The sequence below is a fragment of the Pseudomonas sp. KB-10 genome (assembly GCF_018221585.1).
Lineage (GTDB): Bacteria > Pseudomonadota > Gammaproteobacteria > Pseudomonadales > Pseudomonadaceae > Aquipseudomonas > Aquipseudomonas yangonensis.
The window spans coordinates 99,692-113,819 of record NZ_QYYB01000001.1 but is presented as its reverse complement, the minus strand read 5'-3'; the positions used below and the strand labels follow the sequence as shown (position 1 = coordinate 113,819).

The 14,128-nt window shown below is 63.1% G+C and carries 9 protein-coding genes; all 9 read right to left on the bottom strand.

What is annotated here, in order from left to right:
• Positions 1-12: 12 nt before the first annotated feature.
• Positions 13-6,102, bottom strand: a complete 6,090-nt coding sequence (locus DXK50_RS00500; RefSeq protein WP_212628986.1) for an Ig-like domain-containing protein — start codon at positions 6,100-6,102, stop codon at positions 13-15.
• 151 nt (positions 6,103-6,253) lie between these two features.
• Positions 6,254-6,817, bottom strand: coding sequence for a phage tail protein (locus tag DXK50_RS00495; RefSeq protein WP_212628985.1), 564 nt, complete (start codon positions 6,815-6,817; stop codon positions 6,254-6,256).
• Positions 6,818-6,878: 61 nt separating this feature from the next.
• Positions 6,879-7,193 carry a DUF6916 family protein gene (locus DXK50_RS00490; protein WP_212628984.1) on the bottom strand — a complete coding sequence of 105 codons (315 nt, stop codon included), beginning with the start codon at positions 7,191-7,193 and terminating at the stop codon, positions 6,879-6,881.
• Positions 7,190-7,681, bottom strand: coding sequence for a GNAT family N-acetyltransferase (locus DXK50_RS00485; RefSeq protein WP_212628983.1), 492 nt, complete (start codon positions 7,679-7,681; stop codon positions 7,190-7,192). The genes DXK50_RS00490 and DXK50_RS00485 overlap by 4 nt, the downstream gene beginning before the upstream one ends.
• 131 nt (positions 7,682-7,812) lie before the next feature.
• Complete coding sequence (locus tag DXK50_RS00480) at positions 7,813-8,826, bottom strand: sulfotransferase family protein (RefSeq protein WP_212628982.1); 1,014 nt, start codon at positions 8,824-8,826, stop codon at positions 7,813-7,815.
• The gene (locus tag DXK50_RS00475; protein ID WP_212628981.1) at positions 8,814-9,614 is read right to left on the bottom strand and encodes an aspartyl/asparaginyl beta-hydroxylase domain-containing protein; all 801 of its coding nucleotides are present in this window, start codon (positions 9,612-9,614) and stop codon (positions 8,814-8,816) included. The genes DXK50_RS00480 and DXK50_RS00475 overlap by 13 nt, the downstream gene beginning before the upstream one ends.
• A 14-nt stretch (positions 9,615-9,628) precedes the next feature.
• Positions 9,629-11,722, bottom strand: a complete 2,094-nt coding sequence (locus tag DXK50_RS00470) for an efflux RND transporter periplasmic adaptor subunit (protein ID WP_212628980.1) — start codon at positions 11,720-11,722, stop codon at positions 9,629-9,631.
• Positions 11,722-13,041 (bottom strand): efflux RND transporter periplasmic adaptor subunit, encoded by a 1,320-nt coding sequence (locus DXK50_RS00465; protein WP_212628979.1) that lies wholly within the window; start codon positions 13,039-13,041, stop codon positions 11,722-11,724. Before DXK50_RS00465 ends, DXK50_RS00470 begins: the two co-directional genes overlap by 1 nt.
• Complete coding sequence (locus tag DXK50_RS00460) at positions 13,038-13,820, bottom strand: efflux RND transporter periplasmic adaptor subunit (protein ID WP_212628978.1); 783 nt, start codon at positions 13,818-13,820, stop codon at positions 13,038-13,040. Before DXK50_RS00460 ends, DXK50_RS00465 begins: the two co-directional genes overlap by 4 nt.
• Between the last annotated feature and the right edge of the window lie 308 nt (positions 13,821-14,128).

The following is a 14,128-nucleotide window of genomic DNA, read 5'->3' as shown; positions in this document are numbered from 1 at the left end:
GTGTGTAGTCGATTACGCGTTTGGCGCCTGCAAGGAAATCTGTCCCAATGCCCAAGCCAAATCTCTGATCTGGCGCTGCTCGCTTTCACCTATCTCTTGCAATTGCTGGCCCAGCGTTGGTGCTCCGAGAATCTCTCCTCCGCCCACGCCATTGCCGCTCGAGCTTCCCCAGCGCAACTGGATATCACCCGACTCGAGTGGTACGTCCTTGCTGAACATGCTTGAGAAACTGCTGGTGCCGAACACGCCGCCGTCTCCGCCACCAAAGCCGAGGAAGCCAATGCCGCTGCCATTGCCGGCACCGCTGTCGCTGCTGGCAAAGACCTGGGCGATGAAGCTGGGCGCCAACGCACCGTTGTTGATGAAGATGTTGCCCACCGTGGGTACGCCGCTACCGAGAGTCGGTTGCTCGAACAATGGCGGCGGCAACAGTGGCGAGGTGGTGCTGGAGGGTGGCGCGCCGGGCACATTGGGTTGAGGCGGTGCGGTCGGTGTAGTGGGGACGTTGGGCGTCGGATTGGTGCGGAACTCCGGATCGCCGGTATTGAGCCCGCCCAGCGTGTAACCGGCGCTGGAGAAGTTGCTCTGCAAGGTGTTACCGACGCCATCAACGATGCCGCTACCAGCGGCCGTGAGCGACAGGCCAAGCGTACCCTGGCCGGTCACGCTGCCGACGGTGATTCGATAGGTACGTGCATCGATCTGTACCAGCGAGAGCAGGGTACCGCTGGCACTGCCCGTGGTGGCCAGAGCGAAGTCGCTCAGATCGACGCCGTTGACGTCTTCGCTGAAGGTAACGGTGAAGCCGAGGGTGGTATTGGTGGTGGGCGATGTGTCCTCGAGGGCGATGCCTGTCACCTGTGGTGGGGCGGCATCAACCAGCACGGCGCTGGTGGCGCCGACGTTGTTGAGAGTCGTCGCTGTGTCGTTACCGGCGGCATCGCGCAGGGTCGCGCCGTTGCTCTGGAGGTTGGTGCCGATGGCAATGCCGTTGCTGTCCTGCTGGCCATTGGCGATGGTCAGGCGGAACACCAGCGCGGTGCTGCCCGAGCCACTCAGGTAGTTGGCGTAGACGGTGCCGCCGGTATCCAGGGTGATCGCCAGGCGCGGTGTGCCGCCAGCGGTATCAACGGTTACGGCTTCGTCGAAGTTCACCGTGAAGTCGAGGGCGTCACCCGCCACGTAGGTGCCGTTGGCCGGCACGCCGACAGAGGTGATAGCCGGTGCCTTGCTGTCGATGGCGTAGTTGTTGGAGTCGGTGGTACCGGTGCCGGTGTTGCCGGCGGCATCGGTGTAACCGGTGTTATTCAAAGTGATCAGGTTGGTAGCATCGGTGACGTCGGCGTCAGGCGTCAGGGTCGCTGTCCAGGTGATGCCGCCGTCACTGCTGCTGAGGTTGCCGAGCGTGCCATTGGCCACGCTGAAGTCCGCCGTGGTCAGCCCGGTCACGGCCTCGCTGAAAGTGATGGTGACCGTGGTGCTCTGCCCAGCCTTTAGGGCGGTATCGGTGATCACGATGCCGGCCGTTGGGCGCTGGGTGTCGATGGCGTAGTTGTTGGAATCGGTGGTGCCGACGCCAGCGTTGCCGGCCGTGTCCTGCACGCCGGTGTTGTCCAGGGTGACCAGGTTGGTGGTGTCTGTGACGTTGGAGCTCGGCGTCAGGGCTGCCGTCCAGGTAATGTTGTCCGAGGTGCTCAGGTTGCTCAGGGTGCCGTTGGCCACGCTGAAGTCCGCCATGGTCAGCCCTACTACCGCTTCGCTGAAGGTGATGGTGACGGTGGTGCTCTGCCCAGCCCTGAGCGCGGTATCGGTGACCACGATGCTGGCTGTCGGGCGCTGGGTATCAATGGCGTAGTTGACCGAGTCGGTGGTGCCACTGCCGATGTTACCCGCCAGATCCATGACGCCGGTGTTGTCCAGGGTGATGACGTTGGTGGTGTCGGAGAGGTTGCTATCCGGAGTAAAGGTGGCGGTCCAGGTGAGACCGCCGTCGGCACTGCTCAGGCCTGTGAGCGTGCCGCCAGCGACCGTGAAGTCTGCCGTATCCAGCCCAACCACTCTCTCTGCGAAGGTGATGGTGACGGTGGCGGTCTCGCCGATGCGCAGAGCCGTGTCGCTCAGGGTGATGCTGGTGGCTGCCGGTCGTATGCCATCCACAACCAGCGCTTTGTTGGCGCCTAGCGAGCCGGCAGCGCCCAGGCTCGGCAGGGTTAGCACGGCATCGTTGGCCGTGAGGCCGCGGATGCTTGAGCCATTGAGGCTCAGCGCGGCTGTCGATTGGTAATCCAGGTCGGCACTGACGTCACCGGCCCGCACCGTATAGCTGAAGGTCAGGGTATTGCTGCCAGAGCCGGATACGTAGGTGGCAATACGATCAGTCAGCCCTGTCTCCAGCAGCAATGTGGGAATACCGCCACCGGTATCGACCGTCACCACCTGGTCGAAGGTTGTCGTGATGGTAATGGTATCTCCGATCTTGTAAGTGCCATTTGCCGTGGAACTACTGACCTCGGTTATACGCGGGCTGAGGCTGTTGACGTTGATAGCGAGTATGTCGGTATCGGTCTGCGCGCCACCACTGCCGCTGTTGCCTTGGTCGTTGGTATGGATTTGCAAGCTGGCTGGGCCGTTGTAGCCGCTGGTGGGGGAGAACACCATGCCGTTCAAGGCGCTGTTGATATCGGCGATGCTGCCGGTGAAAGTCATGGTTCCGTCGCCGTTACCTGAGCCCACCGAGAAGCTGAGCCCGGCAGTACTGCCGAGCGTCAGCAGGCCATTGGTCGCCGTTAGCGTTACCTGCACATGATTGGAGCCTGCATCCACATCACTGATGCTGATCAGGTTGCCGTTGGCGCTGCTGAATACCAGGACTCCATCCTGATCGACGCTCTGTGTCGTGGGTAGCGAGTTGACCGGAGCGTCGTTCACGGCGGTGACCACGAGCGTCACGCTGGTGCTATCGGTCTGCGCGCCACCGCTACCGGTGTTGCCGCCATCCTCGATCATGATGCCGAGGGTGACGTTGGCTGTAGCGTTAGCGTCGGTGGTGAACCTGACGCCGGATGCTGCGATGAAGGTGTTGATGTCGGCCAGGCTGCCGGTCAGGGTCAGCGCGCGGGACGTACCGCCAATGGTGACCCCGCTGCCGCTGGTGGCACTGAGCATGCCGCTGGGTACCGAGAAGGTCACCGTCACGTTGCCGCTGCCAGCATCGACATCGCTGAACGAGATACCGGTCAATGCCCCGGGAACATCTTCGGTAATAGCGATGGACCCTGGGGCGCTGATGATCGGCGCATCGTTGACAGCCGTGACCTGCAGCGTAATGGTTTCGCTGGCGCTTTGCGCACCGCCAGTGCCGGTATTGCCGCCGTCGTTGATGTTCACCGTCAGGGTCACATTGGCGGTGGCATTGGCTGCGGTGGTGAAGCGGAGATTGCTGCCGGCGATAAAGCTGTTGATGTTGGCGATGCTGCCGGTCAGGGTCAGCGCCGAGGCAGTACCGCCAACAGTGACGCTGCCGCCGCTGGTCGCTGACAGCGTGCCGGAGCTGATCAAAAAGGTGGCAGTGACGTTGGCACTGCCTGCGTCGACATCACTGAAGCTGATCCCGGTGATGGTGCTGGGTACGTCCTCGGTGACGCCAATGGTCACGGGTGCCGAAATCTGCGGGGCGTCATTGACAGCCGTTACGCTGACGATCTTGGTAGCGGTCGTGCTGTTGTCCTGGCCATCGTTGACGACGAAGCTGACCGTGCGACTGGCCGTGCTGGGCGCGTCGCTGCTGTTGCTGAAGGTCACAGAGCGCAAGGCTGCCTGCCACTGGGCCAGGGTAGCGGTGGCGCCTGCCGAGGTCATCGTCAGCACGCCGGTGCCGGCGTCGTAACTGGCGGTGACGTTGCCCATGGTGCTGCCATCGTTGATGAAGATCAGCAGGTCGGCGCCAGGCTGGAAGTTACCGCTGATGGAAACTGTGGCACTCGGCAGTGTGGAGTTGTCCGGGTCGCTCAGGGTGAGCCCGGAGTCGATCACCGCGCCGCCACCGCCCTCGGTGAATGTGCTGGCGCCACCGCTGGAGGTCACAATTGGCGCATCGTTGACGGCAACCACGGATACCCAAGTAGCGATCGAGGTTGCAGTCGTGTCGACGCCACCGTTGGCCGTGCCGCCGCTGTCGGTGATGCTGGTGAGGGTGATGACACGCGTTGCGGTGCTCGGGGCGTCGCTGCTGTTGCGGTAGCTCATGCCATCGACCACGGTTTGCGTTGCCGCCGCGCTGAGGCCAGCAGCACTGCTCAGGGTAATGGTCGCCGTACCGCCGCTGAGATTGATCGAGTAGCTGATGCCATTGCCTGCCGTCGTGCCGTTGCCGCCGTTGAGCAAGGCGATGTCGGTGCCGTCGATGCGCAAGATTTCGTTGCTGCCATCAGCCAGGTTGGTGACGGTCAGGGTCATGCCGGTGATGGTCTGGCCGGTTTCGATGGTGTTAACGCTGACACCATTGAACAGATCGACCGCACTGCCATTTTCAGTGTAGGTGGGATTGTTGCCAGTGGCGGTAAGGGTCGGAGCGTCGTTGACCGGAGTTACCGATACGGTGGAGGCGATATTGGGGGTTAGGGTGTTGTTGTTACTGCCGCTGTCAGTAATTGAGGCGATGGTGACGACGCGGCTGTTGCTGCCGGGATTGTCACTGCTGTTGCTGTAGGTGATGTTGTCGATAAGGGTGCCCATCTGGGCATTGCTACGACTCATGCCGCTGAGCGTGACCGTAGCGGTACCAGATACGACAGTGACGCTGTAGTTGCCACCGTTCGCCAGTGAGCCGCTGTTACCGTTGGTGAGGCCAATGCTCGTGCCATCAATGCTCAGAATCTCCGAGGCACCATTGCTGACATTGGTGACGGTGAAGGTGGCGCCTGTGAAGCTCTGACCGGTGTCATTGGTTGCAGCCGTTACGCCGCTGAACAGATCGACAGGACTACCGTTTTCGATGAAGGTAGGGTTGGTGCCGGTGGCCGCTAGGCTTGGAGCGATGCTGGGAGGATTGGTGTCGCCAACAAAATTGTCCAGATTCAAATTAAGATCAGTGCTTGTGATCCTGACCTCGGTAATACCGATGTTTGAGAAGTTCAGTGTGCCGGACGTGTGGCCTATAGACTGAACTCCGACCAGAGTCGCGCCGTTGTATGCGGCGACCGTGGCCTCCGCGCCGCCAAGAGCATTGTTGATAAAAATACTGCCAAAAGTAAATTGACCTCCGTCGGTTCGGGTGATGGTGAAGCGTTCCGTACCTCCTCCAGGAATGCCCCATAGACCAATGGATGCGCTCCCGCCCTCTCCGTTGGCGGGGTCATACGTCATGTCACCACCGTCGCCATCGCCCGTGAAGGTAAATGTGAACGAAGTGCCGCCAATGGTTTTCTCGAAGCTAGTAACAGGGCCGCCACCAATGGGGTTCGAACTAAAGTTTTCAGAGAATGCGGTTAAAACGCCATCCCACGCTTCGAGCTCCAGAACGCTTGATTCGATTTCTCCGGTTTGCGTTTCCAGAACCCAATTGCCATTCCTGTCGGCAGCACCGGTTGCATCGGTAGATGCGGCGACATCGGCATCGGTTGCCGCGGCCAGCGAGCTTATGAAGTCGACGCCTACGGTATCGGCGCCAACGTTGCAGCCATAGAGCAGGATGTCGCCGTCTTCGCTCAGGGTTTCGCCAATGGCTGCCAGCAAACCGGAGCGGGCCTGCAACTGTTGTACATCGAGCCACTGGTTGCCCAACTGAATTTTTCCGGTGTCACCATGGCTCAGGATGTGAATGGCTTCGATGCCCGTGCGCCCCTCCAGGTAATCGGCCATCTGCTGTAAACCGTCCTGCCGGGCGTCGAGTATCACCACCTCGGTGCCGGATGGCATGCCGGCCAGAAGCTGTTGGTAATCCCGTACGTTGCTGTCGATGAAGACCACTTCGTGGCGTTGCCCGGTAACGCCTTGTGGCGTGGCGGCCAAGGTATCTTCGCCGGCATGAGCGTCGTCAGGCTGGGCGTCGATGGGCTGAGCTGAATCGGCAACGGTGGCAGCGACCGCGCCGTCGAATAACATGCGTGGTTCAAGGGCGCGCATCAAAGGCATGCGAGGGCGGACAGCGGCATCGGTGTTGCCAATAGAGTGTGGGGTTTTCATACGATGCTCCTGTTGTACCGCCGTGGTCGTGCGAAAAAGGCCCCGCGTGAGCAGGGCCGATGGCAACGGGTCAGTTGCGAGACGGGAAAACCCCTTCTGTGGCGATGACGAAATTGGTACCGAGGAAGGGACTGCGGAGGTTTACGGGAAGCCCGCCGCCTATAGGCGATACGGTAACGGTCGCGTTGAACGGAGCAAGCGTGGTGTCAGCGGCGTCGGTGCTGTACAGGGTGCCGGCGCGACCGCCTGCGGTGATTGGCCCGAGGTGTGTATTGTTGGCCGGCGCAGCGGCTACGTTGTTGCTGGCCGTTACAGCGGGAATGGCGACGCTGGCGGTGGCGCTTGGCGCATGTGGGGGCAGTTGTGCCGTAGTCAGCGTGACACTCTCGGTGCCCGCCAATTCGCCCTGATTGATAAGGCTCAATCCAGGCCCTTGCCCCATGCCTACCGGGCTACGGCTACGATAGTCCGGCAGGCCGAAGGTCGTCTGGCCATTGCCGCCATACATTGTGCCGAGCAACGCGAAAAGTGCGTTGTTCTGCGCGATGGATAGCAGCTGGCCCTGGCACATCGCATAACCTCGTGGCGCGAAGTTGAAGCCGACCATTTTGATTTCGCCGAGGAACGGTTCCATGTTGTTGCTCCCTGCTGTCTGGGCGCCGGCATTGCCGGCAAGTTGGCTGTATAGGGGTGTGCTAGTGGTTTTCCGGTTTTCGAACGTGGAACACGGCCTGCAGCAGTCGCGTTCCGTCGTCGTCCGGGCCGATCGGGGTGAGCATGACCCACCATGACGATGCCGTCGGGCTGTGCAAGGTGTAGCTGTATTGCGGCAGATCGATGCCTGGAGGCTGCCGGAATATCGCGTCGTAACACTGGTAGCGCGGGTTCATGGCCTTGCCTGGACTAACCTCGACCAGTTCCACCTCGACGCCGGTATGGCCTTCCCAGCTGAGGCGCCATACGTGGCCCAGACCCTTCTGCAGGTCTTCCTGGCTCGGGATGTCGTTCATGCGCTCAGCCTCCGGGTTGCGAGGCGGTGCATCTCCAGGTAGACCGGATCCTGGCGGGTGATGACGAAGTCGAAGCGCTCGTAAAGACGGCGAGCCGGGTTGTCCGGCTCGACGTACAGGCGAATGGACTTGCCGGCGGTGTCGGCTTCTTCTGTAAGCAGTGACAGCAGATGCCTGCCTATGCCCAGGCAGCGCCAGGCTGGCAATAGCGACAGGTCCATCAGGTTGTAGGTGCTGGCGCCACGCAGGACATACAAGCGTCCGATAGGGTGCTCGCCACTGAGCACGACAGAAAAATCAGCCCCTTGATAGTGCTCCTGATAGTGGCGGTGCTGGGCATCGAACTGCTGGTCGAGGAAGGTATCTATTGCGGGCTGGGGCCAGCCAGTCCGGGCCATTTCCCGGGTGCGGGTACTCGTATATAAGCCACGCAGGAAGCTCAGGTCGGCCTTCTCGACGGGACGAAAACGCAACTCGGTGAAACGCATGGCGTTGGGGGCTTCCTGGTGTGCTTCCGTGCTTCGGATGCGGGCCGTATTGTTGTGCCACTATGCGACTATCAGGTCGAAGCCTAGCCGAAATTTGTAGTCGATCGCTACCGTTCTGATGGACGGTAATCTCATTTTTGAGCTTTGCGGGAACTTTCTTTTTCTCGCTTGGTCTGGCGCCAGCTTTCCAGCGCCCTGTAGGTGTCGCCCGCATAGGCTTCTGTGGTGTCTCGCAGGGAGCTGCCTGCAGCTTCGTGTTTGCTTCGGGTGTCGGCGCTGAATGCCTGCGAGGGTTGCTTGGCATCGGCCTTCGCTGTTTCACGCAGCCTCGACAGGTCTTCATCACGCACACCCAAAATGGGCGCCAGCCGTTCCCAGCAAATGCTTGGCAACTCCTGGTAGTTCACTGCCACCGCGCCATGCTCTTGGCAGAGCACCAGTCCTTGTCGGAGGATGGTGCCGACCATGCGGCTGGTGTACTCGGTTGGTGTCAGGCGCAACGCTTGCTCTGCTGGGATATCCAGCGCGGAGGGACCCAGCAGCCCTGGCACTCGGTGCATGCCCGGCTGGCGCAACTGGGAAACGACGATCTCCAGCGGGTCGCGATACAGGAACAGGCGTGGCACGTCCGGGTACAAGGCCAGCAGCATCGGCGCCTCGAACACGTTCCAGGCGTCGAGCTTGATGAACAGTCGTTGTTCGTTGCCACTGCGTCGTTGCCCATAGGCCGATAGCAGCGCTGCGAGCCAGGCGGATTGCCGGGGGGCGACCCGTGAGTCCAGTCGGTGGGCACGCAGGAGGCTGTCCAGTGGGGGCGGCTCTGAGAGCACGATGTTGCCTTCCAATGCCGCCAGCATCTGCGCCATCAGCGTCGATCCGCAGCGTGAGGCATGAAAGATAAAGGCGCTGGGCGTAAGTCCCGGGCTAGCTGTTTGCCACGTCAGCAGTGCATCCAGTCCGGTTTGTCGGCGAAAGGCCTGGTTGAAGGGCAGGCGTAGCGCTTGTTCGACGTCGTCGCGAAAGAACGGGCGAGTCAGTCGCTGTTCGCCGAACCAGCACCAGTCGACCTGCCAATGGCCGTCCACCTGCCAGATGCGGATCGGCAACCAGCCATGGAAGTCCTGCTCGGGAGTCAGACGCGCCATTGCTCGTTCCATGTCCCTTTGCCCTTGCGCATCGCGCTTCTGACATCACTGGTGGAAAAGTCGATTCCCAGATCGTGCGCCAGACGAACGACCTCCTCGCAGAAGAGGTATGTATCGGTAATCGTGCGCAGGCGCTCGGCCAGGGCCGGATCGCCTGTGACCCGTTCACGGAAATCGGCGAAGGCCAGCTCCGCCTTCCCTGGTAGCAGCGCCGGTGTGCCCGCGAGACCGGCTGCGACCTGCTGTAGCAGCCAGGGATTGGGTTCGCAGTCCAGCACCAGATGAACGCGCACCCCAGGCCCTGGGTTGTCTACCCGGTGCGGCCGGGATAGATCGATGAACCAGCATTCGCCCGGCTTCATGGGCACCTGCAGGCCGTCGACGATAAACTCCACTTCCGGAGGGCTGAGCAGAGGTACATGCAAGCGCATGTCCGCGCCGGGCTGGCCGAGATCGGGGTCGCAGTGTTCGTGAATGCGAGCACCTGCACCGAGTCGCAGAAGGCGTGCGCTGCGAATGGTGGTCTGGAACAGGGCGAGCACGGCATGCCAGGCTGCCTCGTCTTGCCACCAGTCGCTCGGCACGGGCGCGCCCTGTCCCGAAGCAAGTGGTAAAGGTGCATCCTGAGGGCTGATCAGCGCGACGCCGCTCCATTCACCTTGGTAATAACCGGTGTTGAAGTGATGTTGCCAGGCGTCGTCAGCAATTGTGCCGAGTGCCTCCAGCAGGGCGGGTAACTGAGGCATCAGGGGCAGGCGGGAGCATCGAGGTAAGGCATCCTGGCTCATGTCGCATCCTTGTCTCAAAAACCGCTTTCCCTTACGCCGAGTGCTGCGACCCGCCGCCATACCGCGCCCAGCAGCGACTGCCGTTCACCGTTCAGTACCACCATGCCGCGCAGCGGATGATCGGGGTGTACGCCGTCATCCAGCAGCGTCAGGCGTACGCCATACTGCGCCTGTACGGGCTCGGCGCGCTGTTGGGCGTCGCGCCTCACGGCGATGGGGCCGCCATGGTCTGAGCTGAGCGCCTCCAGTTCCAGGTAGGCGACGCCGGTTGCGTCCACTTCATCCAAGCGTACTTTCATTGCCGGGCGCGCCGGGTCGTCGGCGATGAAGCGACCGGCGCTGCCGGCTTCGATTCGCCAAAGGCTTTCTTCGGCCAGGTAACCGCGCAGGCGCAGCCCCGGCTCGACGATACGGGTCAGCGCTTCTGCAGGGTGCAGCCAGCGACCTGCACTCAGGTCACGTTGCAGGTCGCGCACTACCCCCGAGTGTGGTGCGAGCAGCTGCAGGCGCTCACGCTGGGCGGCCAGGCCGCGGTATTCGGCGACGGCCTCGGCCAGGCGTTGTTCGAGAATGCCGGCATCGGCCGCCGTTTCGCTGCGTGCGGATTGGCGGCGCAGCTGCAGCTGAAGAATGTCGATCTCGCGGCGGATGATGGCCTGGCGCGAGTCGAGGTCGGGCGAGTCCAGCTCCAGCAGCAGGTCGCCAGCGGCCACGTTCTGGCCATCCTGCACGTGCACCGCTTTCAAGCGCGCGGCCACCGGAGCATGCAGGGCGCTGGTGCGCGAAGCTTCGAGCAATGCGGGTACTTCCACCGAGCTGCGCCAGGGCACGATCAATACCAGCAGCACGACACCAAGACCCAGGCAGGTGATCAGCACCTTGCGCGAGTCGGCCTGTTCACGGCGTTGCCACCATTCCCCGAGTTCACGCCAGATGGGCAGGCCGATAAACCACAGCAGCTCAACGACCATCAAGAAGATGCCGAGTACCTTGAAGAACAGGTGATAGACCGCCAGCGCGATGCCGAGAAAGAGGATCGCGCGCCAGATCCAGGAGCCGTAGCCCCAGATCAGCAGGCGCCGGCTCATGGTCGGCGACCAGGGCTCCGGTGCCGGCTCGCCATAGCCGAACAGGGCTTCGCGCAGGCGCCAGCGGCACAAGGCGAAGGCGCGGTTCTGCAGGTTGTCGACGCCCCACAGATCGCTTATCAGGAAATAGCCATCGAAGCGCATGAAGGGATTGAGGTTGATCGCCAGAGTGGTGATCCAGGTAGCGCTGGCCAGCATGAAGGCCGAGGTGCGCAGGGGGCCGTCCGGCAGTAGTGACCAGGCCAGCAGGGCCAGCACTGCCAGCAGCAATTCGGCGAATACGCCGCCTGCACCGATCAACAGTCGCGAGTGCCGGTCGCGCACGCGCCAGGCATCGCTGACGTCGGTGTAGAACATCGGCAACAGGACCATGAAGGCCAACCCCATGCTCTGCACCCGACAGCCTGCGCGTTTGGCCATGAAGGCGTGACCGAACTCGTGGCAAAGTTTGGCGAAGGTCAGCGCGATGCCGAACGCCAGGGCTCCGCCGAGGCTGAACAGGTGGGGAAAGGTGGCGAGAAAGCGTTGCCAGTCCCGCAACACCAGAAACAGGCCCAGTGCGAAGACCAACGGCAGGCCCCAGCGCAGCAGCCAGGGGCCGTGGCGTTCGAGTACGGGCCAGGCGCGATTGAGGAAGGGATCGGGGCGCCACAGCGGGATGCGGAAGAACAGGTATTGGTGCAGCACCTGCTTCCATGGGCTCTGGCGCTGGGCCGCGGCTTTCATGGCGTAGCTGGCGCGCTGCTTGTCGTCCAGCGCCGTTATCAGGTCGTGGCTGCCGAGAAAGCGCAGCATGTCCTCGAGCTCCGCCTCGCCCAGCGGCAGTCCAGGCTCGGCGTTGGCTGCCGCCAGCACACGTTGCGGCTCGCCCAGCGTCCAGTGGCGAAGCAGGCGTACGGCGGCGGCGCCGAGCTTGAAGTAGCGGCCACGTAGCGGATCGGCCAGCGTCCATTGCGGTGCGCCGTCCAGGCCGGGTTCGGCGGGCGACAGCTGCAGGTCGGGCCGCAGCGCGGGCAGCATCACAAGCCCAGGCTCTGGCGAGCGGCGGCCAGCGGCCGGCGCAGCAGGTAATAGGCCAGCGGTGCACGATCACCGAACAGCTTGGCGGTGCCGCGCAGGCCAATGCGCGGCGGGGTCTCGACGAAGCGCGCATCCAGACGGTAGGCCAACTGACCGGTGGCGGTGCTCTGTGCCTCGTAGGCGGAGCGTTCCAGCTGGGCTTCGTGGCGATTGAGCGGGTCGCTGTCGAGAAACAGCGCCACTTCGGCGCCAGGCTCCAGGGCGATGGCGTCACCGACGGGCAATTCGATGCGCAATTCGGCCTGGCTGGGGTCGGCGATCTGCATCAGCCGCTCGCCGGTTTGCACCGGCTTGCCAGTCAGGCGTTCGGCATCGGCGAACACGGCGATGCCTGCACGCTCGGCGCGCACTTCACTGCGTGCCAGCAGTTGCCGGGCATAGTCGCGTTCGGCGCGCTTCTGCTCGACGCGGGCGGCCAGCAGGTCAAGGCGGGCGCTGGATTCGGCATCGGCGAAGGCGCGCTGGGTATTGGCCTTCAGCTCGGCCTCGGCCACGCCCAGGGCGCGTTCGGCGACATCGGCCTGGGCCCTGAGGCTGGTGGCATCGAAGCGCACCAGCAGATCGCCGGCGGCGACGTTCTGGTTGGGCTTGACCAGGAATTCGGCGATCACCCCGTCCAGCGGCGCGGCGACCACCCGGCCGCCCAAAGGCACGACTTCGGCCGGTGCCAGCACCGACTGACGCACCGGAATCAGTAGCAACAGCGAGAGCGCGGCGGCCACCGCCAGCAACTTGCGTCGTGGCCAGCGCATGCGCCACGGCTTGCGCGGCTGCAGTGCCAGCCAGGCGTGGGCGTAGGTGCCGGCCAGTTGCCTGAGCAGCGACTGCTCGGCCTCGCTGAATGGCAGGTCGCGGGCCAGCCACAGGCCACCGAAGGTCTCGCCACGGCGGTTCTTCAGGGGCAACCAGTAGGCATGCGGGGCGGACAGGCTGTTCATGTCCAGGCGCGTCTGCTCGTCCAGGCACGCCGGGTCGACAGCATGGCCCTCGTCCAGCTGACCATGATCGAGTAGTGTCGAGGCGGCACGCTCTACAAACGCGACGAAGGGGGCATTGGTCTCCACCACGCTGATGCCGGTCAGCGCCTGCACCTTGCCGGCGATCAGCAGGGCGGCATGACGGAAACCAAACAGTGCCTGGCCATCGTTGACCATGGCGAAGGCCAGTTGCTCGGTGCTGCCGGCCTTGCGTGCCTGCTGCTCCAGCCCGAGGAACAGGGCGAATACCCGTTCGGCCGTCCCGGGCAGCGGCGCGTTCATTCCACCACCTTGAACTGGGCCGTGCCGCTCATGCCGGCGAGCAGGCCCTTGGCGTCCTCGGGCAGACTGCCGATCAGCAACAGCGTCTGACTGCCTTCATCGATGCGCGCGCCGATGCGCTTGACCTTGGCCTCGAGCGGCGTGCCGGTCTCGTCGGGAATAAAGTCGAAGGTCTGACCCGGCTCCAGGCGCCCGAGCCAGGCAGATGGCACCAACAGGTAGATTTCCAGCGTGCCGTTATCCACCACTTCCAGCAGCGGCGCGCCACTGGCGACGCTTTCATGGGGCTGGGCGCGGCGTAACACCACGCGGCCATTGAAAGGGGCGTTGACGCTGCAACGCTTCACCTGCACCTGATACACCTGGGTTTCCGCCTGGGCTTGCGCCTGGCGGGCCTCAGCCAGAGCCACTTCGAAGCGGCCGACGGAGTTGAGCGCAGCCAGTTGCTTCTTGTGGTTCAGCTCTTCGCGGGTAGCCCGGGCCGCGGCCTGGGCGGCGTTGAGCTGGGCCTGGTAGGCACTGCAGTCGAAGCGCACCAGTACGTCGCCCTTGTTGAAGCCCTGGCCATCGCTGAATGGCATCTCGGTGATGCGGCCGGGTAGCTCACTGGACAGCACGGCCTGATTGCGCGCGCGCAGCACGCCACGCACCTGACGTTCGCCGGAATGCGTGACGTCCGCCGACTGCGACTCGAGCAGCAAGTCGTCGGCCAGCAGGTAAGAGCTGAATGCGCAGGACACCAGGCCGAGGAGCAGGAGGGTTGGAGCGTTTCGCGGCATGGCATACGTCCTTGCATGAGGTCAGCGCAGTCTACGGCAGAACTCGATCATGGCAAATTGGCTGTAACGATGCATTTTCGGCCCTTGCGGGCGCTGCCGCGGGGCGATGGTCGGCCTTGCTGCAGTATGGCTGTTCCTGGCTCGCGTGCTCTGCCAGAGCTTCACCCGTCAGAGATCCTGCCTGAACTCACCAGACAGGGCGATCTTCGACTGGATAACAGATACGTCACGCTGGGGGAAATCACCCGCGGCAGGGGCGGTTTTCGCTTTGTCGCAGTTGCGTGAGGTGAGCGGGAGTCGGCAGTTAC